The organism is Streptomyces sp. PsTaAH-137 (genome assembly GCF_003259365.1).
Classification (GTDB): Bacteria; Actinomycetota; Actinomycetes; order Streptomycetales; family Streptomycetaceae; genus Streptomyces.
This window is the reverse complement of record NZ_QLLY01000004.1, coordinates 266,610-291,001: the sequence shown is the minus strand read 5'-3', so window position 1 is coordinate 291,001 and position 24,392 is coordinate 266,610. Positions and strand designations below refer to the sequence as shown.

Annotated in this window: 25 protein-coding genes and 1 pseudogene; 13 read left to right on the top strand and 13 right to left on the bottom strand. The window is 71.8% G+C overall.

Going from position 1 to position 24,392, the window contains the following annotated elements:
- Complete coding sequence (locus tag K377_RS10390; RefSeq protein WP_111662932.1) at nucleotides 1-2,505, bottom strand: polysaccharide lyase family 8 super-sandwich domain-containing protein; 2,505 nt, start codon at nucleotides 2,503-2,505, stop codon at nucleotides 1-3.
- A gap of 91 nt (nucleotides 2,506-2,596) precedes the next feature.
- Here K377_RS10390 and sigJ point away from each other — a divergent pair, with 91 nt between their 5' ends.
- The gene (gene sigJ / locus K377_RS10385; protein WP_111662931.1) at nucleotides 2,597-3,544 is read left to right on the top strand and encodes an RNA polymerase sigma factor SigJ; all 948 of its coding nucleotides are present in this window, start codon (nucleotides 2,597-2,599) and stop codon (nucleotides 3,542-3,544) included.
- Nucleotides 3,545-3,664: 120 nt separating this feature from the next.
- Nucleotides 3,665-4,846, top strand: a complete 1,182-nt coding sequence (locus K377_RS10380) for an NAD(P)/FAD-dependent oxidoreductase (RefSeq protein WP_111662930.1) — start codon at nucleotides 3,665-3,667, stop codon at nucleotides 4,844-4,846.
- Nucleotides 4,847-4,850: 4 nt separating this feature from the next.
- On the opposite strand, the gene K377_RS10375 is transcribed toward K377_RS10380, so the two are convergent.
- The 4 genes from K377_RS10375 to K377_RS10360 form a co-directional block, all read right to left on the bottom strand.
- Complete coding sequence (locus tag K377_RS10375; RefSeq protein ID WP_111662929.1) at nucleotides 4,851-6,497, bottom strand: acyl-CoA dehydrogenase family protein; 1,647 nt, start codon at nucleotides 6,495-6,497, stop codon at nucleotides 4,851-4,853.
- A gap of 33 nt (nucleotides 6,498-6,530) precedes the next feature.
- Nucleotides 6,531-7,145, bottom strand: coding sequence for a TetR/AcrR family transcriptional regulator (locus K377_RS10370; RefSeq protein WP_111662928.1), 615 nt, complete (start codon nucleotides 7,143-7,145; stop codon nucleotides 6,531-6,533).
- A gap of 126 nt (nucleotides 7,146-7,271) precedes the next feature.
- Nucleotides 7,272-7,487 carry a twin-arginine translocase TatA/TatE family subunit gene (locus K377_RS10365; RefSeq protein WP_111662927.1) on the bottom strand — a complete coding sequence of 72 codons (216 nt, stop codon included), beginning with the start codon at nucleotides 7,485-7,487 and terminating at the stop codon, nucleotides 7,272-7,274.
- A 1-nt stretch (nucleotide 7,488) separates the two neighbouring features.
- On the bottom strand, nucleotides 7,489-8,514 hold the full coding sequence (locus tag K377_RS10360) for a sporulation protein (RefSeq protein WP_111662926.1): 1,026 nt from the start codon (nucleotides 8,512-8,514) through the stop codon (nucleotides 7,489-7,491).
- Between the two features lie 262 nt (nucleotides 8,515-8,776).
- On the opposite strand from K377_RS10360, the gene K377_RS10355 reads away from it, so the two are divergent.
- The 3 genes from K377_RS10355 to K377_RS10345 are packed head-to-tail and all read left to right on the top strand — an operon-like array spanning nucleotide 8,777 to nucleotide 11,674.
- Entirely contained in the window at nucleotides 8,777-10,111 is a 1,335-nt protein-coding gene (locus tag K377_RS10355; protein WP_111662925.1) for a hemolysin family protein, read from the top strand.
- Nucleotides 10,108-11,163, top strand: coding sequence for a hemolysin family protein (locus K377_RS10350; protein ID WP_111662924.1), 1,056 nt, complete (start codon nucleotides 10,108-10,110; stop codon nucleotides 11,161-11,163). Before K377_RS10355 ends, K377_RS10350 begins: the two co-directional genes overlap by 4 nt.
- Before the next feature lie 55 nt (nucleotides 11,164-11,218).
- Nucleotides 11,219-11,674: a tellurite resistance TerB family protein gene (locus tag K377_RS10345; RefSeq protein ID WP_111662923.1), complete on the top strand. Its 456-nt coding sequence runs from the start codon at nucleotides 11,219-11,221 to the stop codon at nucleotides 11,672-11,674.
- A gap of 55 nt (nucleotides 11,675-11,729) precedes the next feature.
- Here K377_RS10345 and K377_RS10340 read toward each other — a convergent pair whose 3' ends face one another.
- Both K377_RS10340 and K377_RS10335 read right to left on the bottom strand, forming a co-directional pair.
- The gene (locus K377_RS10340; RefSeq protein WP_111662922.1) at nucleotides 11,730-12,665 is read right to left on the bottom strand and encodes a M56 family metallopeptidase; all 936 of its coding nucleotides are present in this window, start codon (nucleotides 12,663-12,665) and stop codon (nucleotides 11,730-11,732) included.
- A gap of 4 nt (nucleotides 12,666-12,669) precedes the next feature.
- On the bottom strand, nucleotides 12,670-13,059 hold the full coding sequence (locus K377_RS10335) for a BlaI/MecI/CopY family transcriptional regulator (protein ID WP_111662921.1): 390 nt from the start codon (nucleotides 13,057-13,059) through the stop codon (nucleotides 12,670-12,672).
- 179 nt (nucleotides 13,060-13,238) lie between these two features.
- Between K377_RS10335 and K377_RS10330 the strand changes: the two genes are divergently transcribed.
- On the top strand, nucleotides 13,239-13,619 hold the full coding sequence (locus K377_RS10330; protein ID WP_111663215.1) for a metalloregulator ArsR/SmtB family transcription factor: 381 nt from the start codon (nucleotides 13,239-13,241) through the stop codon (nucleotides 13,617-13,619).
- 10 nt (nucleotides 13,620-13,629) lie between these two features.
- Complete coding sequence (gene mgtA, locus K377_RS10325; RefSeq protein WP_111663214.1) at nucleotides 13,630-16,254, top strand: magnesium-translocating P-type ATPase; 2,625 nt, start codon at nucleotides 13,630-13,632, stop codon at nucleotides 16,252-16,254.
- On the opposite strand, the gene K377_RS10320 is transcribed toward mgtA, so the two are convergent.
- Nucleotides 16,245-17,738: an LCP family protein gene (locus K377_RS10320; protein ID WP_111662920.1), complete on the bottom strand. Its 1,494-nt coding sequence runs from the start codon at nucleotides 17,736-17,738 to the stop codon at nucleotides 16,245-16,247. The two genes, mgtA and K377_RS10320, sit on opposite strands and share 10 nt — an antisense overlap.
- Before the next feature lie 109 nt (nucleotides 17,739-17,847).
- On the opposite strand from K377_RS10320, the gene tatA reads away from it, so the two are divergent.
- Nucleotides 17,848-18,066: a Sec-independent protein translocase subunit TatA gene (tatA, locus tag K377_RS10315; protein ID WP_111662919.1), complete on the top strand. Its 219-nt coding sequence runs from the start codon at nucleotides 17,848-17,850 to the stop codon at nucleotides 18,064-18,066.
- 19 nt (nucleotides 18,067-18,085) lie between these two features.
- Here tatA and K377_RS10310 read toward each other — a convergent pair whose 3' ends face one another.
- Nucleotides 18,086-18,322, bottom strand: coding sequence for a hypothetical protein (locus K377_RS10310; RefSeq protein WP_111663213.1), 237 nt, complete (start codon nucleotides 18,320-18,322; stop codon nucleotides 18,086-18,088).
- 117 nt (nucleotides 18,323-18,439) lie between these two features.
- Between K377_RS10310 and K377_RS10305 the strand changes: the two genes are divergently transcribed.
- Entirely contained in the window at nucleotides 18,440-19,015 is a 576-nt protein-coding gene (locus K377_RS10305) for a TerD family protein (protein ID WP_111662918.1), read from the top strand.
- Nucleotides 19,016-19,096: 81 nt separating this feature from the next.
- Here the strand turns inward: K377_RS10305 and K377_RS41615 are convergent, their stop codons facing one another.
- The 3 genes and pseudogenes from K377_RS41615 to lepB all read right to left on the bottom strand — a co-directional run.
- Nucleotides 19,097-19,264, bottom strand: coding sequence for a hypothetical protein (locus tag K377_RS41615; protein WP_161195027.1), 168 nt, complete (start codon nucleotides 19,262-19,264; stop codon nucleotides 19,097-19,099).
- Between the two features lie 54 nt (nucleotides 19,265-19,318).
- The gene (locus tag K377_RS10300; RefSeq protein ID WP_111662917.1) at nucleotides 19,319-19,732 is read right to left on the bottom strand and encodes an Imm10 family immunity protein; all 414 of its coding nucleotides are present in this window, start codon (nucleotides 19,730-19,732) and stop codon (nucleotides 19,319-19,321) included.
- 78 nt (nucleotides 19,733-19,810) lie between these two features.
- Nucleotides 19,811-20,509, bottom strand: a pseudogene (gene lepB, locus K377_RS10295) (signal peptidase I); the annotation flags it as partial.
- 265 nt (nucleotides 20,510-20,774) lie between these two features.
- On the opposite strand from lepB, the gene K377_RS10290 reads away from it, so the two are divergent.
- The 4 genes from K377_RS10290 (at nucleotide 20,775) to K377_RS10275 (ending at nucleotide 23,514) form a co-directional block, all read left to right on the top strand.
- Complete coding sequence (locus K377_RS10290) at nucleotides 20,775-21,095, top strand: DUF6234 family protein (protein ID WP_111662916.1); 321 nt, start codon at nucleotides 20,775-20,777, stop codon at nucleotides 21,093-21,095.
- Nucleotides 21,096-21,469: 374 nt separating this feature from the next.
- Nucleotides 21,470-22,228, top strand: coding sequence for a GAF and ANTAR domain-containing protein (locus tag K377_RS10285; protein ID WP_111662915.1), 759 nt, complete (start codon nucleotides 21,470-21,472; stop codon nucleotides 22,226-22,228).
- A gap of 54 nt (nucleotides 22,229-22,282) precedes the next feature.
- On the top strand, nucleotides 22,283-22,984 hold the full coding sequence (locus K377_RS10280; protein WP_161195026.1) for a GAF and ANTAR domain-containing protein: 702 nt from the start codon (nucleotides 22,283-22,285) through the stop codon (nucleotides 22,982-22,984).
- A gap of 248 nt (nucleotides 22,985-23,232) precedes the next feature.
- Nucleotides 23,233-23,514, top strand: coding sequence for a hypothetical protein (locus K377_RS10275; RefSeq protein ID WP_111663211.1), 282 nt, complete (start codon nucleotides 23,233-23,235; stop codon nucleotides 23,512-23,514).
- A gap of 217 nt (nucleotides 23,515-23,731) precedes the next feature.
- Here the strand turns inward: K377_RS10275 and K377_RS41335 are convergent, their stop codons facing one another.
- On the bottom strand, nucleotides 23,732-23,917 hold the full coding sequence (locus K377_RS41335) for a hypothetical protein (protein WP_146614713.1): 186 nt from the start codon (nucleotides 23,915-23,917) through the stop codon (nucleotides 23,732-23,734).
- Between the last annotated feature and the right edge of the window lie 475 nt (nucleotides 23,918-24,392).

Sequence of the window (24,392 nt, the reverse complement as noted above, 5' to 3'; positions counted from 1 at the left end):
CTAGCGCAGCGTCACCGTGAAGCTCCGGCCGTAGGCGTGCCGGGTGTGGATGTCGAGCCGGGTCCCTCCTGGGGCCCGGCTCACGCGTATCTCCTCGTCGCCGGAGGTCCTGCGCAGTCGGTGGCCGGGGAGGAAGACGGTCACCGTGTCCCGTTCGGTGGTGGGGTCACAGACGGCGACCGTGACGTCCTCCCCTCGTCTGACCAGGACGGATGCCGGTCCTTCGACCGTCAGGCCCGCCATGCGGTGGGTGCCGTCGGTGAAGGTGTTGGCGGTGGTCAGGGCGAGGGACGAGTGGTGAGCCGCCTGGCAGCGGGGCGTGTTCGACAGGAGGCGGACCGGGGTGCGTCGCGGGCGGTTCGGGGATGCGTTCGGGAGCAGCGCGTAGGCGAAGGACGTCGGTCGGGCTCCGGCGGGCTGGGCCACGGTCAGGGAGAAGACCTGCTTCGTCACCGGGTTGTCCGGGTTCGTGGTGCGGACCGTGCGGCGGCTGCGGGTCACTGTGGTGAGGAGCGGGGTCGGCGCCGGGCCCGCGAGGCGGAGGTAGCCGACGGCGACGTCCTGGGTGGTGTTCGACCAGTGGGTCCACGGGCCGTCCTCGGTAACGGTGACCCGGTCGGCCGGGGCCGCGATCCGGGCGTCGACCGTCGACGTCACGGCGCGGCCCGCACCCGGCGCGTCGCCGACGCCCGCCGAGACCACCACGATCTCGTCGTCAAAGAGGAACCAGGACCGGGTGGCCCGCGCGTTCCGGTACGCGACGAAGTCGTCCGGGAGGACCCCGGCCCGCTTGTCGCGCCACGGCACGTCGTCGGAGAGCACCCACCCGGCCGCGCCGTACCGGCCGTCGAGGACGGCGCCGCCCGAGTACGCCTGGGTCGCCGTCGGGAAGTAGACGTAGGTGTTCTGGGACTCGGAGGACGCCGTGAAGTTCAGAGGGTGCGACGGGTTGTCGTAGAAGAGGTCGCCGTCGTACAACTCCGGGACGGTGCGCCGGAGTTCGACCGGAGCGGTGACGCCCGGCAGGCCGTACGGGGAGACCGTCGTGAGGTGGTCGACGCCGAACGCCTGGGTCTGGTCCTGGCCGGAGAGGTAGAGGTGGTGGGCGCCCGCGCCCTGGAACCAGGGGAGCAGGTTCTCCCCGCTCATGTACTCGTACTGACTGATCCGGCGTGAGCTGCGGGACAGCGCGAACGCGTACCCGGGCCGCCGGTGCACCGTACGGTCCATGGCGTTGAAGGCGACGGAGCGGGCCGGCGGGTTGAGGTCGGCGGCCGGTATCGAGGCGTCGGCGAGGATCGCGGTGTAGCGGACGATGCTCAGCGGCGACACGAACACCGTGGGGTCGAGGGCGGCGCGCGACGCGGCCCGTACGTGCCTCACGTACCCGGCGAGGGCCGTCGCCCGGTCGCCGGTCGCGAGCGAGGCCAGATCGACCACCGCCTCGACGACCGTGGCCACGTCCGCGTACCCGGTGCCGGTGCGGGAGACCGCGCGGCCCTTCACGGCCTCCATCATCCAGCCCTCGAAGATCAGCGGCGCGAACCCGTCGCGCACCCAGCCGTCGATGACCGGCACCAGCGCGCCGCCGTCCGCGAAGCCCGTCCCGTCGAGCACCTTCAGGGTCTGCACGACCCGGCTGAGCAGGCCCTTCCCGTACGAGCCCGTGTACGCGACGGACGCGTGCTGGAGGAACGAGCCGTCGGCGTAGTAGCCGTCCGTCACCCCGTGCCGCAGCGCGTACGGGTCGATGGTCGCGAAGACGGTCAGCTGGTCGGTGAGCGCCTTGCGGATGCGGGCCTCGCCCTCGGCGCCGCCGACGAGGGCGCCCTGGAGGATGCGGTTGGTGGTGATGTCGGCGAGGTTGGCGCCGGTGTGGAACCGCGAGTCGAGATCGACGTCGCCGTCCTTGCCGTTGCGCAGATACGCGTCCATGGAGTCGAGGTAGGCGCCGGTCAGATCGGCGGAGGCGCTGTCGGTGCCGGCGAGCAGCACCAGGGTCCGGCTGACGTACTGGGAGATGCCGATCTCCCAGGTGAACCAGTTGCCGTAGTAGCCGCGCGACTGATCGCCGTAGTAGTGCGTGTGCAGCCAGGACAGCCCGTCCACCACGCGCCGCCGGACCGCTGAACTCCCGTACAGATCCGGGGATATGCCCGGGGTGCGGGTGGCGAGCACGATCTCGTACAGGCGCTGGAAGCTGGTGGAGAGGTTCGGGTCGCTGGTGCCGAGCGGGACCCCGGCGAAGAGTTCGCCGCCACCGGGCGAGGCAGCGTCGAGCGCGGCCAGGTTCGCCCGTGCCGTCCTCTCGACCGCCGCGACCTTGGCGGCCGTCTCCGCACGGGAGTTGGACTCCTCGGTCCCGGCGAAGATCCCCACCGTGTTGGCGAGCAGCCGCTCCACCCCGTCCGCGACATCGGCGGCGCTCGCCGGACCGGCGGGCACGGCGGCCAGCACCCCGCTCGCCGCCAGCGCGCCGAGCAGTCGTCTGCGAGTGATCTCCATCGGCTTCCTCCACGACGTGCTCGACGGGCGGGCGGCGGGAGTCAAGCAGACGGGCCGGGGGAGAACAAGGGTGCGGGTTAGGATCCGTGCCATGGCCGTGACCCTGCGCGACGTGGACCGTTTCGAGGCATTCAGGCCCCGCCTGGAGGCCCTCGCCTACCGCCTGCTCGGGTCGGCGAGTGAGGCCGAGGACGCCGCGCAGGAGACGTATCTGCGCTGGCAGGCCGCCGACACCGGGCGGATCGAGGTGCCCGAGGCGTGGCTGACCAAGGTGCTCACCAACTACTGCCTCACGCAGCTGACCTCGGCCCGCGCCCGCCGCGAGACATATGTAGGGGCCTGGCTGCCGGAGCCGCTGCTCGCCGGTGACCCGATGCTCGGCCCGGACGCCACCGCCGAGCAGCGGGACTCGGTCTCGTACGCGGTGCTCGTGCTCCTGGAGCGGCTGAGCCCGAACGAGCGGGCGGTGTACGTCCTGAAGGAGGCGTTCGCGTACTCCCACCGGGAGATCGCGGAGATCCTGGACATCAGCGAGGCCGCCAGCCAGCAGACCTTCCACCGGGCGCGCAAGCACGTCGCCGACGGCCGGGCCCGCAGCGAGATCGACGAGTCCGCCGCCCGGCGCATCGTGGCGGAGTTCCTGGAGGCCGCCACCAGCGGCCGCACCGAGCCGCTGGTGGCGCTGCTCACCCAGGACGTCACCGCGATCGGCGACGGCGGCGGGAAGGTCCCGGCGCGGGCCAGCGCGTTCGTGGGCGCGAAGGCGGTCGCCACGTTCATGCGGGGCCTGTTCAAGCCCGGCAAGTCCAAGCGGGACATCGTCGGCGGCTCGCCCGACGTGTACGTCACGACGGCCAACGGCACGGCAGCGATCGTCGTGGTCCTCGACGGCCGGGTCGTCGGCGTCATGTGCCCGGAGTTCGGGGCCGACGGCATCGCCTCCCTCCGCAGCCAGGTCAACCCGGACAAGCTGGAGCGCGCCACCCGCACCTGGGCGGCCGGCGAGCACGGGGAGCCGGTGCTGTCGGCGTTCCTCTGACCGGGCCGAGCAGGATGTGACGCGCGTCACGGCACGTTGCTGTCAGGAAACAGTGGGCTGTCCGGTTCAAGAGGCGAGCCCGCCCGGAACGGGGGCGGCCAGAGCCTGTAGGAGCCCGCCATGCAGCAGCACCGCATCGTCGTCCTCGGCGCCGGCTACACCGGAGCCACCGCCGCCGGCCGCCTCGCCCGGCGACTGCACCGCGACGACGTCCGCATCACCCTCGTCAACGCGGAGCCGGACTTCGTCGAGCGCGTCCGCCTGCACCAGCTCGCCACCGGCCAGGACCTCACCCGCCGCCCGCTGAGCGACATGTTCGCCGGTACGGGCGTCGACGTGCGGATCGCGGAAGTCACCGGCGTCGACGCCGAGCGCAAGGAGGTGACCCTCGTGACCGGGGAGGGCGAGGAGACACTCCCGTACGACTCTCTCGTCTACGCCCTCGGCAGCGGCTGGGACGACCACGGCGTGCCCGGGGCCGCCGCGCACGCCCACCAGATCGCGAGCCGTCCCGGCGCCCTGCGGCTGCGCGAGCGGCTGGCCGCGCTCGCGCCCGGGGAGCACGTGCTGGTCGTCGGCGCCGGTCTCACCGGCGTGGAGGCCGCGACCGAGATCGCCGAGGCCCGCCCCGACCTGGACGTGGCGCTCGCCGCCCGCGGCGCCCTCGGCGCTTGGCTCTCGGCCAAGGGCCGCGCCCACCTGCGCAAGGTCGTGGACCGGCTCGGCGTCACGGTGCACGAACACACCGCCGTGACGGCCGTCGACGCCGGCCAGGTGACCACCGGGGCCGGGGCGGCGCTGCCCGCCGCGGTGACCGTGTGGACCACCGGGTTCGCCGTCCACCCCATCGCCAAGGCCACCACGCTGGAGGTCTCGGAGACCGGGCAGATCGTCGTCGACCGCACCCTGCGCGCCGTCTCCCACCCGGACGTCTACGCCGTCGGCGACGCGGCCCTGGTGGAGGGTCCGGGCGACAAGCCGCTGCGGATGTCGTGCGCCTCGGGCGTCCCCTCGGCCTGGCAGGCCGCCGACGCGCTCGCCGCCCGACTGTCGGGCGGCAAGGTGCCGACGGTCCCGATCCGCTACTTCAACCAGTGCGTCTCGCTGGGCCGCAAGGAGGGCCTGATCCAGTTCGTCACCGCCGACGACCGGGCCAAGGACTCGGCCCTGACCGGCCGCACGGCCGCCCTCTACAAGGAGCTCGTCTGCAAGGGCGCGGCCTGGGGCGTCGCCCACCCCACCGTCGGGATGCCCGGCGGCCACCGCCGTGTGGTGGAGCAGCCGGACCGGGCCGCGGTCTGACCGCTCAGGCGGGCAGCCGTCCGATCAGGGCGGCGAAGTCCGTCCCCGGCGCCAGCGTCCCGAACGCCAGGCCCTGGTCGCCGCCGAGCCGCGACGCGCAGAACGCGTCGGCGACGGCGGCCGGGGCATGGCGGACGAGCAGCGAGCCCTGGAGCACCAGGGCCGCCCGCTCGATGACGCGGCGGGCGCGCAGCGGGGCGTCCTCGGTGAGCACCAGCTGCTCCCTCAACTCCCGCCAGGCGGCGTCCAGTCGGCGGTCGGCGCCGGACGCCGCCTCGATCTCCGTACGGAACGCCTCCAGGGACTCGGGTTCGCGGGCCAGGGCGCGCAGCATGTCGAGCGCGTTGACGTTGCCCGAGCCCTCCCAGATGCCGTTCAGCGGCGCCTCGCGGTAGAGGCGGGGCATGCCTGACGCCTCGTCATAGCCGTTGCCGCCGAGGCATTCCAGGGCCTCCGCGACGAACTGCGGCTGGCGCTTGCAGACCCAGTACTTGGCGACGGCGGTGGCCAGGCGCAGGAAGGCGCGCTCGCCGGTGTCGCCGCGCTGGGCCCGGTCGGCGGCCCCGGCCAGGCGCAGGCCGAGCGTGGTGGCGGCCTCCGACTCCAGGCCCAGGTCGCCGAGGACATTGCGCATCAGCGGCTGGTCGATGAGCTTGGCGCCGAACACCGAGCGGTGCCGGGTGTGGTGCGCGGCCTGGGCCAGCGCCTCGCGGATGTGCCCGGCCGAGCCGAGGACGCAGTCGAGCCGGGTCATCGTCACCATGTCGATGATGGTTCGCACGCCCTTGCCCTCGTCGCCGACGAGCCAGGCCACGGTGTCGTCGAACTCCGGCTCGCTGGAGGCGTTCGAGCGGTTGCCGAGCTTGTCCTTCAGGCGCTGGATGCGGAAGGTGTTGCGGCTGCCGTCGGGGAGCACGCGCGGCACCAGGAAGCACGAGAGGCCGCCGGGTGCCTGCGCTAGGACCAGGAACAGGTCGTTCATCGGGGCGCTGGTGAACCACTTGTGGCCCCGCAACCGCCAGGTGCCGTCGGCCTGTTCGACCGCCGCCGTGGTGTTGGCCCGTACGTCGGTGCCGCCCTGCTTCTCCGTCATGCCCATCCCGGCGAGCAGCCCGCGCTTGTCGGTGGGGGTGCGCAGGCCGGGCTCGTAGACGGTGGACGTGAGCAGCGGCTCGTAGGTCTTGGCGAGGTCGGGGGCGCGGCGCAGGGCCGGGATCACGGCGTACGTCATGGAGACCGGGCACATGTGGCCCTGCTCCATCATCGTGGCGACCATGAACGTCGCGGCGCGGGCGACATGCGCGCCGGACCGCTCGTCCGCCCAGGCCGAACCGGCGGCTCCCGCGCCGACGGTGGCGCGCATCAGGGAGTGGTAGGCGGGGTGGAAGTCGACCTCGTCGACGCGGTTGCCGTAGCGGTCGTGGGTGCGCAGTTCGGGCTCGCAGCGGTTGGCCTGCTCGGCCCAGTCGCGGGCCTCCGCGCTGCCGACGAGCCTGCCGAAGCGGTGCAGGTCGTCGAGGTGCCACGCGGCGCCCTCCCGCCGTACGCCGTCGAGGAGGACCGGGTCGTCGGCGGCGTCGTGACCGGTGAGCGGCGGTGCCTGGTTGGTGACCTCGTGGGTGACGGAGGCCGGGCGGCTGGTCACGGTCATGGGGCTCTCCCTGCGGGTTCGGGTCCGGTCGGGTCAGTTGCTCGGGGCGGCGGCGCCCGCGCAGCGCAGCACGGTGGCGGTGAGGTCGGCCAGCAGGGCGTCCGTGTCGGTGGAGTCCGGGGCGCCGAGCGGGTACGCGAGGACCTCGCCGACCGCGCCGGTGAGCGCGGCGGCGGTGATCTCGGCGTGCTGCGGCGGGAGTTGACCGGCCGCGATGCCCTCGCGGACCACCTCGGCGAAGAGCGCGCGGTAGCGGCGGCGGTGTTCGAGGCGCTCGGCCCCGACCGCCGGTTCGGCGGGGGCGGCGAGCAGCGCGTAGGCCAGGCCGCGGTTCTCCAGGGCGCGGCGGGCGAACACGGCGACGCCGGAGGCGAGCCGGGCGACGGGGTCGCCGGGCCCGCGCAGCACCGTCTCCAGGACCTCCACCTCGTGGCCCGCGGCCCGCCGGAAGACCTCGACGGCGAGCGCGGACTTGGACGGGAAGTGCTGGTAGACGGAGCCCGCCGCGATCCCGGCCGAGTCGGCGACGGCCGTCACCGACGCCTGGGACCAGCCGACTTCGGCGACGACGGCGGTGGCACACGCGATCAGATGCTCGCGGGCGGCGTCGAGGCGGCGCAGTTCGGCGGGGGTCTTGCGGTAGGCCATGCAAGCAGTGAACCACCATTCAGAACATCGCGCCATGGTCCGCGGCGCCTTGGGCGGCGGCACGGGAACGGCCCCGGGCGAGCGGTGCTCACCCGGGGCCGACGGTGTGGCGCGCGGCCGGCCGGCTCACCGGTCGGGGCGGTCCACCGTCTCGCCCCGGATCACCCGCGGCTGCTGCGCCGGTCCCTCCCCGGTCCCGTCGTCCTCCTTCAGCGCCCGCGCCTCGGCCTTGAGGATGCGGGCCGATTTGCCCGCACTGCGGACCAGGTCGGGCAGCTTCTTCGCGCCGATCACGACGGCGGCGATGATCAGGACGATGGCGATCTCGCTGAGGCCGAACATGTCAGTCCTCCCCGCCGTCGTCGGAACCCTCGTCGTCACCCTCGTCGTCGTCACCCTCGAAGAAGTCCCCGACCTCGTCGACCACTTCGGCGGCCACGAGCCCGCCGACCACGCCGACCGCGAGCCCGGCCGCACCCACCGCGACGGCCGTCCCGATGCCGGGACCGGAACGGTGCCCGTGATCGTGTCCGTGCCCGTGGTCGTCGCCGTACCCGTGGTGGCCCGCGTCGTACGCGGCATGGGACCCGTACGACGCGTGGTGGTCCAGGAGCTGCCGGACCCAGCCGTCGACCAGCGCGTTCCAGTCCTGCTGGTGGATGCCGTCGTGGGAGACCGTGAAGCGGGTGAGCGCGTCGTGCCCGCCGCCGAACGGGCCGCCGCGCTTGTCGGCCTCCAGGACCACCTCCATGCCGCCGGGGGTGGCGAGGAAGGTCACCTCGATCTCGTTGACCGCGTGCGCGTAATCCGGGGCCGGGATCAGCTCGATCTCCTGGTAGAAGGGGAGCTGCTGGCCGGTGCCGCCGATGCGCCCGTACTCCAGATCGGCCGACCGGAAGCCGAAGCCGAGCTGTCCGAACGCCTCCAGGATCGCCTCCTGCACCGGCAGCGGGCCCACGGTGAGCGGGTCGAGGTCGCCCTTGTCCTTGGCGCCGGCCACCGACAGCTCGGTGCGCACCCCGAGGACGACGCCGAGCCCCTGCCCGTACAGCTCGGTGACCGGGGTCTCCCAGGGGAGCGTCACGGAGAACGGCACCGTGTGCTCGGCGCCCGCCGTCAGCCGGAAGCCGCCGCCGACCACGAACCGGTCGAAGGCGACCGCGCCCACCTCCTCGTGGTCGCCCTGTTCGGCCTCGACCCGGGCCACCAGCTCCAGGGTGATGTGCTCGATGTCGAAGTCGCCGCTGCCGCCGCTGAGCCGGACCTGGCCCGACAGGGTGCCGCCGGGGGCGGCGGCCCCGGGCGCGAGGACGGTGTCGACGGTCGGGCCGCCCACGCCGAGTGAGCCGAGCAGTCGTTTGAACACCATCGAGGCGTTCACTCCCTTTTGTACGTAGGAGGGTTACGGGAATCACGGGGGTTACAGGGGTGGGGGCGCGGGAACTACACCGAACCCGGCCACGTTCTACAGGCGCGTAGAAGAATAGGCGTTTTTGCCGCGCCGCCCCACCGTGACGACCGACCGGGATCAGCCGATTCCCCGAGTGCGAAGGAGCCAGGCCCGCGATGGGTGAGCCCCCGAGTAGCCGACCGCCGATCATCGAGACACCCGGGCAGGGGGTGGGGCGGTCATGACCGAGGTGCTGTTGCTCGGCCTCGCGCTGCTGCTCACGCTCGCCTGCGCGCTGTTCGTCGCGGCCGAGTTCTCCCTGACGACGGTCGAGCGCGGTGAGCTGGAGCGCGCTGCGGCCGCCGGGGAGCGCGGCGCGGCCGGCGCGCTCAAGGCCGTCCGGCATCTGACGTTCCAGCTCTCCGGTGCTCAGCTCGGCATCACCGTCACCTCGCTGGTGATCGGCATGCTCGCCGAGCCCTCCCTGTCGGCGCTGCTGCGCGGCCCGCTGGAGGCGGCGGGGCTCGGCGGCGCCGCCCCGACGGTCTCCTCCGTGCTCGGCGTCGCCCTGTCCACCGTGGTCCTGATGGTCGTCGGCGAACTGGTCCCGAAGAACTGGGCGATCGCCCGCCCCGTCCCCGTGGCCAAGGTCGTCGCCGCGCCGCAGCGCGGATTCACCGCCGCCTTCGGGCCGTTCATCCGCCACCTGAACAACACGGCGAACCGCGCGGTGCGCCGCTTCGGCCTGGAGCCCGCCGAGGAGCTGGCCTCCGCCCGCACCCCGGAGGAGCTCGTCGCGCTCGCCCGGCACTCCGCCGCCGAGGGCGCCCTGGAGGCCGACTCGGCCGAACTGTTCGTGCGCACCCTGCACTTGAGCGACCTGACCGCGGAGAACGTGATGACGCCGCGCGTCGACGTCCGCTCCCTGGAGGCGCACGCCACGGCCGCCGACGCGGCGGCACTGACCCATGCCACCGGCCTGTCCCGCTTCCCCGTCCACCGCGACGGCCTCGACGACGTCATCGGCACCGTCCACATCCGCGACGTACTGGCCCTGGAGCCGGAGCGGCGGCCGCTCACCCCGGTCACCGAGCTGGCCACCAAGCCCCTCCTGGTCCCCGACAGCCTGCCCGCCGACCGGCTCCTGGAGCGGCTGCGCGAGACCCGCACGATGGCCGTCGTCATCGACGAGTACGGCGGCACCGCCGGGGTGGCGACCATGGAGGACATCGTCGAGGAGGTCGTCGGCGAGGTGCGCGACGAGCACGACCCGGTCAGCGCCCCCGACCTGCGGCCCGCCGACCCCGGCGCCGACGGCCGGTCCCGCTGGGAGGCCGAGGGCGGCGTCCGCATCGACGAGCTGGCCAGGATCGGCCTGGCCGCGCCCGACGGCCCGTACGAGACCGTGGCCGGACTCGTCGCCACCCGCCTGGCCCGCATCCCCGAGCCCGGCGACACCGTGGAGCTCGACGGCTGGCTCCTGACCGTGCTCGACGTCGACCACCACCGCGCGGACCGCGTCCGCGTCACCGCCCCGGCGGCCCCCGCCGCACCCCTGCCCAAGGACGCCCGATGACCGCCCTTCAGCTCGCCATCGGCGCCCTCACCCTGCTGACCAACGCGTTCTTCGTCGGCGCCGAGTTCTCCCTGATCTCCGTACGCCGCGACCAGATCGAGCCGCGCGCCCGCGAGGGGAGCAAGCGGGCGAAGACAGCGCTGTGGGCGCTCCAGCACATCAGCGCCATGCTCGCCACGGCCCAACTCGGCATCACCGTCTCCTCGCTGGTCCTCGGCGCCGTCGCCGAACCGGCCATCGCCCACCTCCTGGAGCCGGCCTTCGAGGCGGTCCACGTGCCGCATGCCCTCGTCCACCCGCTGTCCTTCGTCATCGCGCTGACCGTGGCGACGTACGCGCACATGCTCTTCGGCGAGATGGTCCCGAAGAACATCGCGCTCGCCGCGCCCGTGCGCACGGCCCTGCTGCTCGGCCCGCCGCTGGTCGGCCTCACCCGCGCCCTCGGTCCGGTCGTCTTCGGCATCAACGCCTTCGCGAACGCGCTGCTGAAGCTGCTCGGGGTCGAGCCGAAGGACGAGGTCGAGGCCGTCTTCACCGACGACCAGCTCGCCCGCATCGTCCTGGACTCCAGCGAGGCGGGGCTGCTCTCACCCGCCGACGGGGAGCGGCTGCGCGACGCCCTGGAGCTGGGCACCCGCCCGGTCGGCGAGATCGTGGTGCCCGCGCGGTCGATGCGCACGGTGCCGGACACCATCACGCCCGCGGGTCTCGAGCGGGCGGCGGCCGGGGCCGGGTTCTCCCGCTTCCCGGTGACCGGGGCCGACGGCACCGCGCTCCTCGGCTATCTGCACATCAAGGACACCCTCGGCATCGCCGACCGGGACCTGCCCTTCCCGCGCGGCGCCCTGCACCCGCTGACCCGGGTCCGCATCGACACCCCGCTCGACGACACCCTCACGGCGCTGCGCGCCCAGGGCGGCCATCTCGCCGCCGTCACCGGCGACAAGGGCACCGTGATCGGCTTCGTGACGATGGAGGACGTGCTGTCCGAACTCGTGGGCGGCCAGGGCGCGGGGCGGAACTTTCCGGGGGAGCGAATAGTTTCTACATAGCTGTAGAAGAATCCTGGAACGACTTTGATTCTCACCCTCGACCGAAGGAACACTCGTGGCCCTGTGGGACCGCATCAAGGAATCCGCGTCGACGATGCAGACGCAGCTGGTGGCGAAGAAGAACGACCTGAAGTCGGGCGCCTTCCGTGACGCATCGATGGCGATGTGCGCGCTGGTGGCGGCCGCCGACGGCACGATCGACCCGTCGGAGCGCCGCCGCGTCGCCCAACTCATCATGAGCAACGAGGTGTTGCAGAACTTCCCGGCGGACGACCTCCAGCGCCGCTTCGAGGCCAACCTGGACAAGCTGACCGCCGACTTCGACTTCGGCAAGGTCAGCGTGCTCCAGGAGGTCGCCAAGGCCAAGAAGAAGGAGGCCGAGGCGCGCGCCGTGATCCAGATCGGCATCGTCATCGGCGGCGCCGACGGCGACTTCGACGCCACCGAGCGGGCCGTCGTCCGCGAGGCGTGCCAGATGCTGGGCCTCGCCCCGCACGAGTTCGACCTCTAGCGGCCGGATGCCGGGGCGGCGGCGGTGAGCTGTGCCGCCGCCCCGGCACCCTCACTCACCAGGGCGTCGCCGCGTGCAGGGTGAAGGCCAGGGTCACCGCCGAGTTCGCCGAGGACATGGCCGAGGCCGCGGCCCCCGCGCCCGCCGTCCACACGGCGAGGCCCACGGTGGTGAACGCGGTGGGGCGGGCGGACGCCGGCGGCGCCGGAGCGAGCAGCGCCGCGACCCGGCGCGGCACCGGGCCCGGCGCGGCCAGGCCCGCGAAGACCGGTTCGCGCACCGCGCCGCCGGACAGGGCCACCTTGCCGATGGCCCGCGCCACCGCCCGGCGGTCCCCGACCCGGGCGGCGGCCTCCTCGTCGGCCCAGCGTTCCGCCGTGTACGCCACGGCCGAACTCAGCGGCCGCAGAAAGGGATTGAGCCGGGCCGCGAGCCGGACCGTGAGCAGATGCCGGTGGTGCCGGGCCGCCAGATGGGCCCGCTCATGGGCGAACACCGCCCGCCGCTCGGCCGGACGCAGCTCCGCGAGCAGCGCCGAACTGACCACGATCCGCCCGCGCCCGCCCCGGCGCCCCGGCAGCGCGTACGCGTACGCCTCCGCGTCGGGCAGCACCGCGACCTCCGTGGGCGGCAGACCGGCCAGCGCCTCATGGGCCCGCCGCCGCAGACCGGCGTGCCGCCACAGCGTGCGCACCCCGGCGACGACGGCGACCAGCGCCGGAATGGCCGCCTTGCCCGCGATCTCGTCCTGCGGCACCGCGGCCCGCACCTCCGGGTCCGACCAGCCGTCGGGCAGCGGGTTCCCGGGCAGCTGCGCCGTGCCGACCACCATCAGCAGCGCCAGACACAGCGTGCTGCACGCGGCCATCACCCCGGCGACGGCCGTGAGCAGCCGGGTCGCCGTACGCGGATGCAGCCGCTGGGCGGCGAGCCGGGCCACCGGCCAGGCCGTCAGCGGCAGCACCAGCGGCAGAAAGACGAAGATGCCCACGGCCTCAGGAGCCGGCTTCCTCGTCGGCCCGGTCGAGCAGGGCCCGCAGCACCTGCTCGTCGCCCTCGGGCAGCGACGTGACGAAGCTGGCCAGGACCGCCTCGCGGTCCTGCTCGCCGTCCAGCACCTTGCGCATCTTCAGCGCGGCGAGCCCGGCCTCGTCGGACGTCGGCGTCCACACGAACGACCGCCCGTCGCGCTCGCGCGTGACCACGTCCTTGGCGTGCAGCCGGGCCAGGATCGTGATGACCGTGGTGTAGGCGAGATCGCCGCCGAGCCGGTCGCGCACCCAGCCGGCGTTCGCCGGTCCGTCCGCGGAGCGCAGCGCGGCCAGGACCGCGAGCTCCAGTTCGCCCTGCGCGCGTCGACGGGGCTGTTGACGTGAATCCGGCACGCTGCTCCTCCTGATGTCGCGGGGTCGGCCCCTCCATCATCGCCGCTCGCCCGAGCGCGGAGCCCCCGGCCGTCCGGCCCCTCTAGAATTGCCGCCGTAACTGACGGACGGGAACGGACAGGACACGGGACGGGAGTGGGTCGGTGAGGCCAGGCTCAGGCGGTTCGGGACACCCGGGGATCCAGGGGCGCCCGGGGCACCCCGGACCCCCGGAGAACTCCGCCGATCCGTCCTCCGACGTGCTCGGCCAGGCCGCGGAGGCGTTCGGACTCCTCGCCTCCCCGGTGCGGCTGCACATGGTGTGGGCGCTCGCCCAGGGCGAGAGCGACGTCACCGGGCTCGCCGAGCGGGTGGGCGGCGCGCTGCCCGCCGTCAGCCAGCACCTGACCAAGCTGAAGCTCGCCGGGCTCGTCCGGTCCCGCCGCGAGGGCCGCCGCCAGGTGTACTACGTCGACGACCCCGACATCGTCACCGTGGTGCGGCTGATGGTCGGCCAGCTGACCGAGCGTGCCGAGCAGGCCGGGGCTCCCGTGCGCCGGCACCGCGCCGCCGGAGCCTGAAGGCACCGCCGTGGCCCTGCCCGACCCCGGTCCGGGATCCCGGCCGGCGCCCGCCGTGGGCCCCGTCGCCGGTGACCAGACCGTGCTCCAGACCCTGCGCGCCCTGGACACCGGACCGCGCGGCCTGACCGAGGCCGAGGCGGGACACCGGCTGGCCCGCTCGGGGCCGAACACGCTGCCCACGGCCCGGCCGATCTCCCTGCCCGTACGGTTCTGGCGCAGCCTGCGCGACCCGTTCACCGCCGTCCTGTTCTGCCTCGGGCTGGTCTCCGCGGTCGTCTCCGCGTGGGGCACCGCCTGCGTCATCCTCGCCCTGGTCATCGTCAGCTGTGCGCTGCGCGCCCGTGGCGAGCACCGTGCCGACCGGGCGGGCGCCGGGCTGCGCGAGCTGGTCGCGGGCACCGCCAGCGTCCGGCGCCGGGACAGCGCCGACGCCGAACCGCAGGCCCGCGAGATCCCGGTCGACGACCTGGTGCCGGGCGACGTGGTCCGGCTCGCGCCGGGCGACCTCGTCCCCGCCGATCTCCGCCTGATCAAGGCCCACGGACTGACCGTCCAACAGGCCGCGCTCACCGGGGAGTCGGCGCCCGCGCCCAAGCACCCCGTGGACGCCCCGGCCGCCGACGACACCGCCCATCTGTGCTTCCAGGGCAGCTCCGTCGCCTCGGGCAGCGGCACCGGCATCGTCGTGGCGACCGGCGCGGACACCCGGTTCGCCGCGGTGCGCGGCACGGGCCGCGGACGGACCGCCGAGCGCGCCCGCGACGGCACCGGCCCCTCCCCGGCCCCGCTCAGCGCCTTCGACCGCAGCGTCCACGGCATCTCCTGGACCCTGATCCGCTTCATGCTGATCACCCCGCCGCTGGTCCTGATGGCGAACGCGGCCCTGCGCGGCCGCGGTCTGGAGACCCTCCCGTTCGCCGTCGCGGTCGCCGTCGGACTCACCCCCGAGATGCTGCCGGTCATCGTCACCACCTGCCTGGCCCGCGGCGCCGCCCTCCTCGCCCGCGGCCACGGCGTCATCGTCCGGCGCCTGCCCGCCCTGCACGACCTCGGCGCCGTGGACGTCCTCTGCGTCGACAAGACCGGGACCCTCACCCAGGACCGCCCGGTCGTCGACCCCGGCCGCACCGACCCCGACGCCCTGCACTGGGCCGCCGTCTCCGCCTGGTGGACCCTCCAGGCCGCCGAACTCCCGCACCCCGACCCGCTCGACGAGGCGCTGCTCGACGCCGCCGACCTCGACCGCGTGGAGACGTACGATCCCGTCGACGCGCTGCCCTTCGACCCCGTACGCCGCCTCGCCACCGCCGTCGTACGCGAACCCGGCGCACTCGGCACCCATCTGCTCGTCGTGAAGGGCGCCGTCGAGGAGGTCGTCGAGCGGTGCGCGTTCGACGACCCGGCCGAGCGCGAGAAGCTGCTGGCCGAGGCCGCGGCGGCGGCCGGCGACGGGGTCCGGCTGCTGGCCGTGGCCACCGCGCACCGCCCCGCCCGCGCCCGCGGCTACACCCCGGCCGACGAGCGCGGCCTGGCCTTCCACGGCTTCGTCGCCTTCCACGACGCGCTCGCCGACACCGCCCACGACGCCGTACGCGCCCTCGCCGGCCAGGGCGTCACCGTCAAGGTCCTCACCGGCGACCACCCGGCCACCGCCGCCCGCGCCTGCCGCGACCTCGGCATCGACCCCGGTGAGGTGACCGTCGGCGCGCAGACCGCGGACCTCGACGACCGGGCCCTCGCCGAACTCGCCGCCCGCACCACGGTGTTCGCCCGCTGCACCCCCGCCGACAAGGCCCGCGTCGTCGCCGCCCTGCGCCTGCACGGGCACACCGTCGGCTTCCTCGGCGACGGCGTCAACGACCTGCCCGCGCTGCGCGCCGCCGACGTCGGCGTCTGCCCCCGCGACGGCGTCGACGTGGCCCGCGAGGACGCCGACGTGGTCCTCGCCGAGAAGGACCTCACCGCCATCGGCCACGCCGTCGACGCAGGGCGGCACTCCAGCGCCAACATCGCCTCCTACCTGCGCATCACGCTCTCCTCCAACCTCGGCAACGTCATCGCGATGCTCGCCGCCGGACTGCTGCTGCCGTTCCTGCCGATGCTCCCGGCCCAGGTCCTGGTGCAGAACCTGTGCTTCGACGGCGCCCAGCTCGCCCTCGCCCACGACCGCCCCGACCCGGCCGCGCTGCGCCGCCCCACCGTCCTGCGCCCGCGCGCCTTCCTGCGCTCCCTCACCGGCTTCGGCGTGCTCGGCGCCCTCGCCGACCTCACCACCTTCGGCGTCCTCGCCTGGGTCCTGCCGGGCACCCTCGACCTCGGCGACCAGGAGGGCTTCCACGCCGGATGGTTCACCGAGAACCTGCTGACCCAGGCCCTCGTCATGCTCCTGCTGCGCACCGGCCGCCGCACCGCCGAGGGCCGCACCCCGACGCCCGTACGCCGCTCGGCGACCGCCCTCGCGGCCGTCGGCATCGTGCTGCCGCTCTCCCCGCTCGGCCCGCTGCTCGGCATGACGGGCCTGCCGCTGATCTACTACCCGCTGCTCGCGGCGGTGCTCGCGCTGTACGCGGCCGCGCTGGTGGCCCTGCGCCGCCGGATGCCGCAGCCGCAGGGCGAGACCTCTCAGCCGTAGGACAGGTGGGAGCAGAGGTCGTCGTCGGCGGAGCGGGCCTCGGCGGCGACGCCGGACGGCACGGCGGTCGGCGCCGGTGACGCCGTCTGCGTACCGCCTGTGGGCGCGTGGTCGGAGCCGACCACGACGCTCAACCCGGTTCCGCCGCCGACGAGTTCGGCGCCGGGAAAGAGCCGGGCGAGTGCCTGTGCCTCGGCCTTCTCACCGCTGCCGCCGCCGTACGTGATGGTGGTCGTGGTGTGGTCCTGGGTGGCGGCGTTGCCGGTGGTGGTGACGGTGAAGCCGTGTCCGGTGAGGAGTTCGGCGGCGTCACCGGCGAGACCGGAGGTGCGGGTGCCGTTGTAGACGGCGACGGACGCGCCGTCCCCGTCGACGTCCTCGGTGGCGTCGGCCGACGGCGCGGCGCTCGACGCGGCGGCCCCGGCCGCCTTCCCGCCGCTGGCATCCTTGCCGTCGAGGGTGCGGTCGTCCTTCAGCGAGGCCCACAGCGCGTCGGCGTCGGGCTGCACGACGGCGACCCGGTTGCCCTGGTACTTCCAGGGCACGGTGATGAACTTCGTATTGTGGAGATCCACGTTCTTCATCGACATGGCGAAGGACAGCAGCTTGTCGGCCGTGCCGAGCCCGCTGTCGACGGTCATGGACTTCGTGGCGGCGTCGGCGAGCGGCAGCAGCCGGGTGGGCGTGAACCCGTCGTCCTTGATCTTCTTGATGAGGCTGGAGACGAACGCCTGCTGGCGCTTGATGCGCCCGATGTCGGAGCCGTCGCCGATGCCGTGCCGGATCCGTACGTAGTCCAGCGCCCGCTGCCCGGACACGGTCTGCACGCCCTTCGTGAAGATCCGGTCGCCCTGAGCGGCGCGGTGCGGATTGAGATCGTTCTCGTAGATGTCGTTCGGCAGGCACACCTTGACCCCGCCGACGACCTCGGTGAGCTTCGAGAACCCCTTGAAGTCGACGACGACGGTGTGGTCGACGCGCAGCCCGGTCAGCTTCTCCACGGTGTTCTGGGTGCAGGCCGGGTTGCCCTTGGCGGTCTCGCCGGTCGAGTACGCGGCGTTGAACATCGTGTCGTTCCGCGTCGCGCTCCACGACCCGTCGGGCAGCTTGCAGGGCGGGATCGTGACCAGGGTGTCCCGGGGTATGGAGACGCCGACGGCGTGCCGGTGATCGGCGTAGACGTGCAGCAGGAACGCGGTGTCGGAGCGGCCTATGTCGCTCTTGTCGCCGCCGCCGAGGGCGCTGTTTCCGTCGGTACGCGCATCAGTGCCGATCACCAGGACGTTCTCCCCCTTGGAGGCGTCGGCGTCCGGCCGGTTCTTGGAGACGCCGTCGGAGGAGAAGGTGTCGATGTTCCCGTTGAGCCGCAGATAGAGCCAGCCCGCGCCCGCCGTGACCAGCACCAGGAACGACAGCCCGACCACGAGCACCGGCCGCAGCCGCCGCTTGCGCCGTCTGGCCCGCGCCTTGGATGTCCGCGTCATCTCTGTGCCCTCGCGCCCTCGTCCGGTGGAACCAGAAGGTTGTACGGTTGCGCAATGTAGCAAGTAATTCTGAACGCCCCGCACTGCTGACCCGACACGAGGTGGCCCCATGTTCCGCAACGCCCTTGAGCCCTGGCACCTGCTGATCGTCGCGCTGGTGATCATCCTGCTCTTCGGCTCGAAGAAGCTCCCGGACACCGCCCGCTCCCTGGGCAAGTCGCTGCGCATCCTGAAGAGCGAGACGAAGGCGATGAAGGAAGAGAGCGGAGCGGACGCGGCGGCGCCCGCGGCCCCGGTGCGGCCGGCGGAGGCGGGGGAGCCGCGCTAGCGCCCGCCCCTGCCGCCCCTCACGGGCTGGCGCCGTCGAATCCGTAGCGCAGGGGTTCGCCGTGGCTGCTCAGGTCGCGCCGGTAGACGTACAGCGCCTCGGCCCGCAGCTCCGCGGGCCCGGCCGGGTCCTCCATCTCGCACGGGCGGGTGATCTGCACCACCGGCGGCCGGTCCGTGACGCGCAGGCGCAGCCCGTGGGCGGGGCCGCCTTCGAGGACGGCGAGTTCCCGGGCTGCTTGAGCGTGAGGGTTCATGGTCATTACTTTAAACATTGCGCAACCGTAGGAACGATCGCCTCGGCGCACACGTTGACGGGGTGACGGCACACCGAGTCGCAGGCAGCGACGACGCGAGCAACGGAGGTAGGAGCAGTGGGAGTTTCCCTGGCAAAGGGTGGCAATGTGTCCCTGAGCAAGGAGGCGCCCGGGCTGACCGCGGTCCTGGTGGGCCTCGGCTGGGACGTCCGCACCACGACGGGCGCCGACTACGACCTCGACGCGAGCGCCCTGCTGTGCGACGCGTCCGGGAAGGTCATCTCGGACCGGCACTTCATCTTCTACAACAACCTCACCAGCCCCGACGGCTCCGTCGAGCACACCGGTGACAACCTCACGGGTGAGGGCGAGGGCGACGACGAGAGCGTGAAGGTGAACCTGGCGGCCGTCCCCGCCGAGGTCGACAAGATCGTCTTCCCGGTCTCGATCCACGACGCGGAGTCGCGCGGCCAGAGCTTCGGCCAGGTGCGCAACGCGTTCATCAGGGTCGTGAACCAGTCGGGCGGCGCCGAGATCGCCCGCTACGACCTCTCCGAGGACGCCTCCTCCGAGACGGCGATGGTCTTCGGCGAGCTGTACCGCCACGGCGGCGACTGGAAGTTCCGCGCGGTGGGCCAGGGCTATGCCTCGGGCCTGCGCGGCATCGCACTCGACTTCGGGGTCAACGTCTGACGGACACTCAAGGCCCCGCCCGCCCGCGCAGTTGCCGCGCGCGGGCGGGCCGGGGCGTTGAGCGGCAGGGACGAACGCCACCTAGGAGTAGGCGGCCAGCAGCGCGGCGAAGAACCCGACCACCGCGGCAGCGAGAACCCGCGCCTTCCTCCAACCCCGCCCCGAGGCCTGCCGGTTCAGCTCCCAGGCGAACACCAGAGCGCTGCCGAACCCCAGCGCGCCCTCCAACAGAAACAGGATGGTGTGCACGGGCCCCTCCAATGATCATCAACCGCTCAAGAAGGCTACCTGCGGAAGCCCCCGCTACCCACTGATCATTCTCGGACGCGCCTCCGGACGCCCGTACCGAAGAATGCGCGGCAGCACGTCCCGCAGACGCGCCAAGTCCTCCGCGGGCGCACGAAGCACCGCCTCGACGACGGGATCGGTCAGCCCGAGGTCGCCCAGCGCCCCAGGATCCAAGGTCACACGCAACAGACCGTCGCTCAGCCACACTTCCTGTACGCAGCCGTAGGCGGTGCCCTGATCAGGGGTGACGAGGCAGTGCGTGTCCATGCCCAGAGACACTTCCTGCGCGTCCGGCTCGCCGAAGTCGCACATGAAGAACAGCGAGAACCCATCCTCGTCGCCGGACTCGGCCACCCCCGCCATCGGACAGTCGTCGACTTCCGGATCATCGACCCCGAACGCGAGCAGCGCTGTGAACCTGTATGTCATGCGGGAGTTCTAGCAGGGAGGCGTGTTGTCAGGGCAGCGGGAAGTCCGAACGACAGGCGTGACTCGCTACCGTGACGCCGGCAGCGTCGCCCAGCGGGTGACCGGCCATGCGACGACGAAGGCCCGGCCAATGACCTGGTCCTCGGCGATGGTGCCACCGCCGGGCAGATCCTGGTGGTACCGGGAGTCCGAGGAGTCCTGGCGGTGGTCACCCATCACCCAGATCCTCCCCTTGGGTACTTTGACCGGCCCGAACGGTTTGTCACCGCAGGGGGTGTCGCCGGGATAGATGTACGGATCGTCCAGTGCCTTCCCGTTGACCTTCACGGGGCCGTTCCCTGCGCACTCCACGGTGTCGCCTCCCACCGCGATCACCCGCTTGATCAGGTCCTTTTCGTCAGCCGACGGCATCAGTCCGACGAAGCTCAGAACCTTCTGCACCGCGTTCGGTTCCTCCGCACTGTCCGGGAGCCAGCCCCCGGGGTCATGAAAGACCACGACATCCCCGCGCTGCGGCTTGGAGCCGAACCACGGCGTCAGCTTGTCGACCAACACCCGGTCGCCCACCTGCAACGTGTTCTGCATCGACTCGGACGGAATCGAGAATGCCTGCACGAAGAACATCTTGATGACCAACGCGAGTACCAGCGCGACGCCGACGAGGATCGGCAACTCCCTCCAGAAGGAGCGCCCCTTCCGCCGACCCTCGCCTCTCTCGTCGCCGTCGATATCGTCGTCCCCGGATATCGACCCTGCGCCGGCGTCAAGCCCCTTCACCACCACGCCCCCACTCCTGCGCCCGAATCCGAGCGCATCGCGTCCCAGACGGCCCCCCGTGTGCACAGCAACGGGCCCACCACCGTCACAACGAACGAGAGTTCCCGGACTGCCGGCGCCCACTCGGGCGGAGCGGCCGCACGAACAAAGGGCCGCAGCGGTAGAACCGGAGCAACTGAGTAGCTGTGCTCATGTGCGGAGCCTGCCGTGTCGGCATGCTGGACGGGATGCGTTTCGACGGGTGTCGCCGGCGATCGGAGGGGCCATGGGTCTGAGGCCCGGAGGGGAACCGTCGACTGGCGAGCAGGTCGGTGTCAGCGCGGCGCTCCTCGTCATCGATCTGATGGCCATCGCCTATCTGCTGCTTCTCCGCTACGGAATGACGGGCTGGGCCGACGCCCACGACAGAGCGCATCCGCCCAATGCTCCCAGTGAGGCACTGCGGGGAATGTGGCTCCTCCTGGGCGGCGCGGTCGCCACAGGCGGCGGTCTCCTCGCTCTGGGATGGCGTATCCCGGGCGTCCTGCAACTGATCGTCCTGGGAGTCGGAGCGGGGCTGCTTGCCTGCTTCGCCGCACGCGGATAGCAAAAAGGCTCCGGTCGATGACCTGGGCCCTGGATGCTGCTCTGAACCATGGAGCGGGTGACGAGAATCGAACTCGCGCTCTAAGCTTGGGAAGCTTGGGTGATCTAGGGGGAGTTGGGCGTCTGACCTGCGGCGAGGCGGCTTTGTGGCCTGCGACGCTGACGGTCTATTTCCCCGCTGTTCCCTGTGGCTCCCCGCCCAGTCTGGCACGGGTCTGGCACGGCCTTGAGTGGCGAGGCAGCCGACCCTTTTCGCACCTTGATTCCGATCCTTCTGGCAGTTTCGATCCCGCCCCGGCACATCTGCGGGACACTGGCGGTGGCGCTTCAGGCCGGCCGGATCGGCGGGGCCTGTGGGGCGAAGGAGGCGGCGCGATGGCGCAGTGGGAGCGCGACGAACGTCTGGCGCGGGCGTTTCTGGATCTGGCCGACACTCTTCAAGAGGGCTTCTATCTGGTGGACTTTCTGCATGTGTTGACCGATCACATGCGTGAGTTGCTGGAGGTGACCGCGATCGGCGTCATCATGGTCGATGCCCAGGAACGGCTGGTCGATGTGACCGCTTCCACACAAGCAGCCCATCAACTCGAAGAAGTTCAGATCGAGTTCGACGAGGGCCCGTGCAAAGACTCTTGCCGGCAGCACGAGCAGATCGGCCCGCTGGACCTGACCGGGACGGCCGCCGCTGCCTGCTGGCCTCGCTTCACCAAAGCGGCCCGTGCGGCCGGATTCGCGACTGCGGCCGCGCTTCCGCTGCGCCTGCGCGAAGAAGTGATCGGCGCTGTGAACCTCTTCCACGCCCGGCCCAGCGGACTCACCTCGCAGGCCCTGCGTCTGGGACAGTCCCTGTCGGACGCCGCTACCATCGGCATCCTGCACCAACGCCTCTCCCAGGACCAGGCTGAACGAGTAGGTCAACTGCAGACCGCGCTCAACAGCCGCATCATCATCGAACAGGCCAAGGGCGCCCTCGGTGCCCACCTGGACATCGCGCCCGACGCCGCGTTCGAACGTCTGCGGGCCCATGCCCGCACCCACCGCACCTCCCTGACCCGGCTGTGCCGCAACGTCATCGAGGGCCACGTGAGCGCCGAGACGTTCACCAAGCCCACCGGCGGGCAACAGCACCTGTGAGCACATCGCACGCCCTGCGGTTTGCCTCACCGCATCCAACCTAGGAAGTGCCCGGTGACCGCAGACGCCCTGGACATCCCCGGCCTCCTGGCCCAAGCCATTCTCGCCGACCGGGGCTTGGCCGCGCTTTCACCTGCCGCCTGCGCACAGGCACTCGAACTGGACAGCCTCACCCTGTGCCTGCTCGACCACTCCGGCCTCGAACTGATCTGGTACGACCCCGAACACCACGCCGAGATCTCCTTCGAGGACCTCCAGTTCACCCTCGGCCAGGGCCCCACACTGGACGCGGCCCGCACCGGCGAACCCGTCCTCGTGCCGGACCTGCACACCGTTCCCGAAAGCCGGTGGCCCGCCTTCCTCCAGGCCATCGGTCGACATCACCCACGAGCCGTCTTCGCCCTACCGCTGACGCTGGGCGCCATCCGCCTCGGAGTCCTGACCGGCCACCGCAACTCCCCGGGCACCCTCACCCGCCCCCAGATACAGGCGCTCTTCGCCCTCGCCGAAGGAGCCGTCACCATCGTCACCACACCCCAAGGCATCCACGACATGCGGGCCGACCAGCCGATCTCCCTGCACCGTGCTGTCATCCACCAGGCAACCGGCGCCCTCACCGTCCGCCTCAACCTCTCCATCGACCAGGCACTCATACGCCTGCGTGCCTACGCCTTCACCTACAACCGCTCATTGCACGACGTTGCCAAGGACGTCGTCCAACACGGCTCCAGCCTCGACAAGCCACCCACCTGCTGACGCCCACCAGCCCGAGCGTCCTCGGCTGCTGAGGCTGTCATACGTCCCCGCACAGCGCTCCTCAGCCCTCATGCCGTCCGCTATCGAGCTGCATGCTTTCCAAGTCTGTTGGTCCTGCCCGTGACCCCGTCCGGGGCCGTTCACCTGCGTTCGAGTGCGGTCGATCGACGGGCGGCTTCCAGCTTCCGGCCCCTCCTGAACGGGCCCGACTGTCGCTGAATGAGACGGAAACTGAGACGGTGCTCCCCATGAGCGAGACACCAGACCCCGGCAACCCGAACGGCATCCAGGTGGGCGACATCTACGAGGACTGCTCGTTCCATCCGGTGCTGTGCACTGCGGTCGATGAGGTGGCGGGCGTCGTGCTCAGCGGCGTCTCCCTCATCGACGGCAGCTTCCCCCGCTCCTGCGATGCCCTTCACTGCGGGCCCATCCGAATCCACGTCGAGGACGTCATGACCATCAAGCAGGACCTGGAGGGCTATGCCCGCCGGCGGAAGGCAGAGCTACAGGCCAGGGACAACACCTGATCCGTAGATCTATGTGGATCGGTTGATGATGGCTAAATCGGTTGTCCTCCAGCCTGTCGGCGTCGCTAACAGATGGGGCCGGTTGCTGTGGTTGCTGTACTTCGCTGCTGTACGGCCGCCAGGCCCTGTCGCGGTCTGTCGGTACGAGCTTCGCTATCGGGTCCGGCGAGCGTCCCCCGTTGCGGTGGCTCAGAGACGATGAGCGGGGCCCTGCGCCTCATTCTTGAGTCGCTCCCCGCTGGCGCAGTGCGGAAGCCAGCCCGAGCACTCCTGCTGCGGCCGCGCATGCGCTCACGAGATCGCCCGCCGGCCGCCACGAGATCGAGACGATCACAATGACCGTGATGACCCAGAGGCGGCGGCCCTGGCTTGACAGGCCCTGGGGGGACAGGGAAAAACTCATGATGAGCCTCCTTAGGGAAGTTCCAGCCCACCTGCCGCACTCGCCGGGAAGCCTGAGCGGCCAGGTGGGTTGCTTGTTGCAGTCATCATGCGTGAGAGGCGCAATGCCGTGGTTGGGCAAGGTCGTGCTAGCGCCGGCGGCGTTTTCTGCGAGAGCCAAATTCGAGGTCTAACCAGCCCCTAGATCGAGGGGGGCCTACCGGCCTGACCTGGTGTTTCACACTTTGGCTTGATCTTTTCGGTGCATGAGCAAAACTATTACGCAAAGTTAGTCGGTAGCTACTTTGTGCAACCCGTCGTCCGGCTCGGGAGCCTTGCTGGTGCGTGAGTACGTAAATCACTTCTGAAGGGGTGCCTGTTCGGGTGGCCAGTGGAGTTCCGATGGCCTCACCAAGTGCGCCGCCCAAGTCAGGCCGAGTGGGCACGGAAAGCTCGCGGCGACTGTCGACCACCGTTTTAGGGGGCGAGGTTGAGCG

Coding starts and splice junctions, on each gene's coding strand:
- K377_RS10370 (WP_111662928.1), bottom strand. CDS start 7,145: ATGGCCTACCGCAAGACCCCCGCCGAACTGCGCCGCCTCGACGCCGCC.
- K377_RS10350 (WP_111662924.1), top strand. CDS start 10,108: ATGACCGCCCTTCAGCTCGCCATCGGCGCCCTCACCCTGCTGACCAAC.
- K377_RS41335 (WP_146614713.1), bottom strand. CDS start 23,917: ATGAGTTTTTCCCTGTCCCCCCAGGGCCTGTCAAGCCAGGGCCGCCGC.
- K377_RS10310 (WP_111663213.1), bottom strand. CDS start 18,322: ATGAACCCTCACGCTCAAGCAGCCCGGGAACTCGCCGTCCTCGAAGGC.
- K377_RS10285 (WP_111662915.1), top strand. CDS start 21,470: ATGGCGCAGTGGGAGCGCGACGAACGTCTGGCGCGGGCGTTTCTGGAT.
- K377_RS10360 (WP_111662926.1), bottom strand. CDS start 8,514: ATGGTGTTCAAACGACTGCTCGGCTCACTCGGCGTGGGCGGCCCGACC.
- sigJ (WP_111662931.1), top strand. CDS start 2,597: ATGGCCGTGACCCTGCGCGACGTGGACCGTTTCGAGGCATTCAGGCCC.
- K377_RS10300 (WP_111662917.1), bottom strand. CDS start 19,732: ATGACATACAGGTTCACAGCGCTGCTCGCGTTCGGGGTCGATGATCCG.
- K377_RS10275 (WP_111663211.1), top strand. CDS start 23,233: ATGAGCGAGACACCAGACCCCGGCAACCCGAACGGCATCCAGGTGGGC.
- K377_RS10290 (WP_111662916.1), top strand. CDS start 20,775: ATGGGTCTGAGGCCCGGAGGGGAACCGTCGACTGGCGAGCAGGTCGGT.
- K377_RS10375 (WP_111662929.1), bottom strand. CDS start 6,497: ATGACCGTGACCAGCCGCCCGGCCTCCGTCACCCACGAGGTCACCAAC.
- K377_RS10380 (WP_111662930.1), top strand. CDS start 3,665: ATGCAGCAGCACCGCATCGTCGTCCTCGGCGCCGGCTACACCGGAGCC.
- K377_RS10320 (WP_111662920.1), bottom strand. CDS start 17,738: ATGACGCGGACATCCAAGGCGCGGGCCAGACGGCGCAAGCGGCGGCTG.
- tatA (WP_111662919.1), top strand. CDS start 17,848: ATGTTCCGCAACGCCCTTGAGCCCTGGCACCTGCTGATCGTCGCGCTG.
- K377_RS10390 (WP_111662932.1), bottom strand. CDS start 2,505: ATGGAGATCACTCGCAGACGACTGCTCGGCGCGCTGGCGGCGAGCGGG.
- K377_RS10355 (WP_111662925.1), top strand. CDS start 8,777: ATGACCGAGGTGCTGTTGCTCGGCCTCGCGCTGCTGCTCACGCTCGCC.
- K377_RS10365 (WP_111662927.1), bottom strand. CDS start 7,487: ATGTTCGGCCTCAGCGAGATCGCCATCGTCCTGATCATCGCCGCCGTC.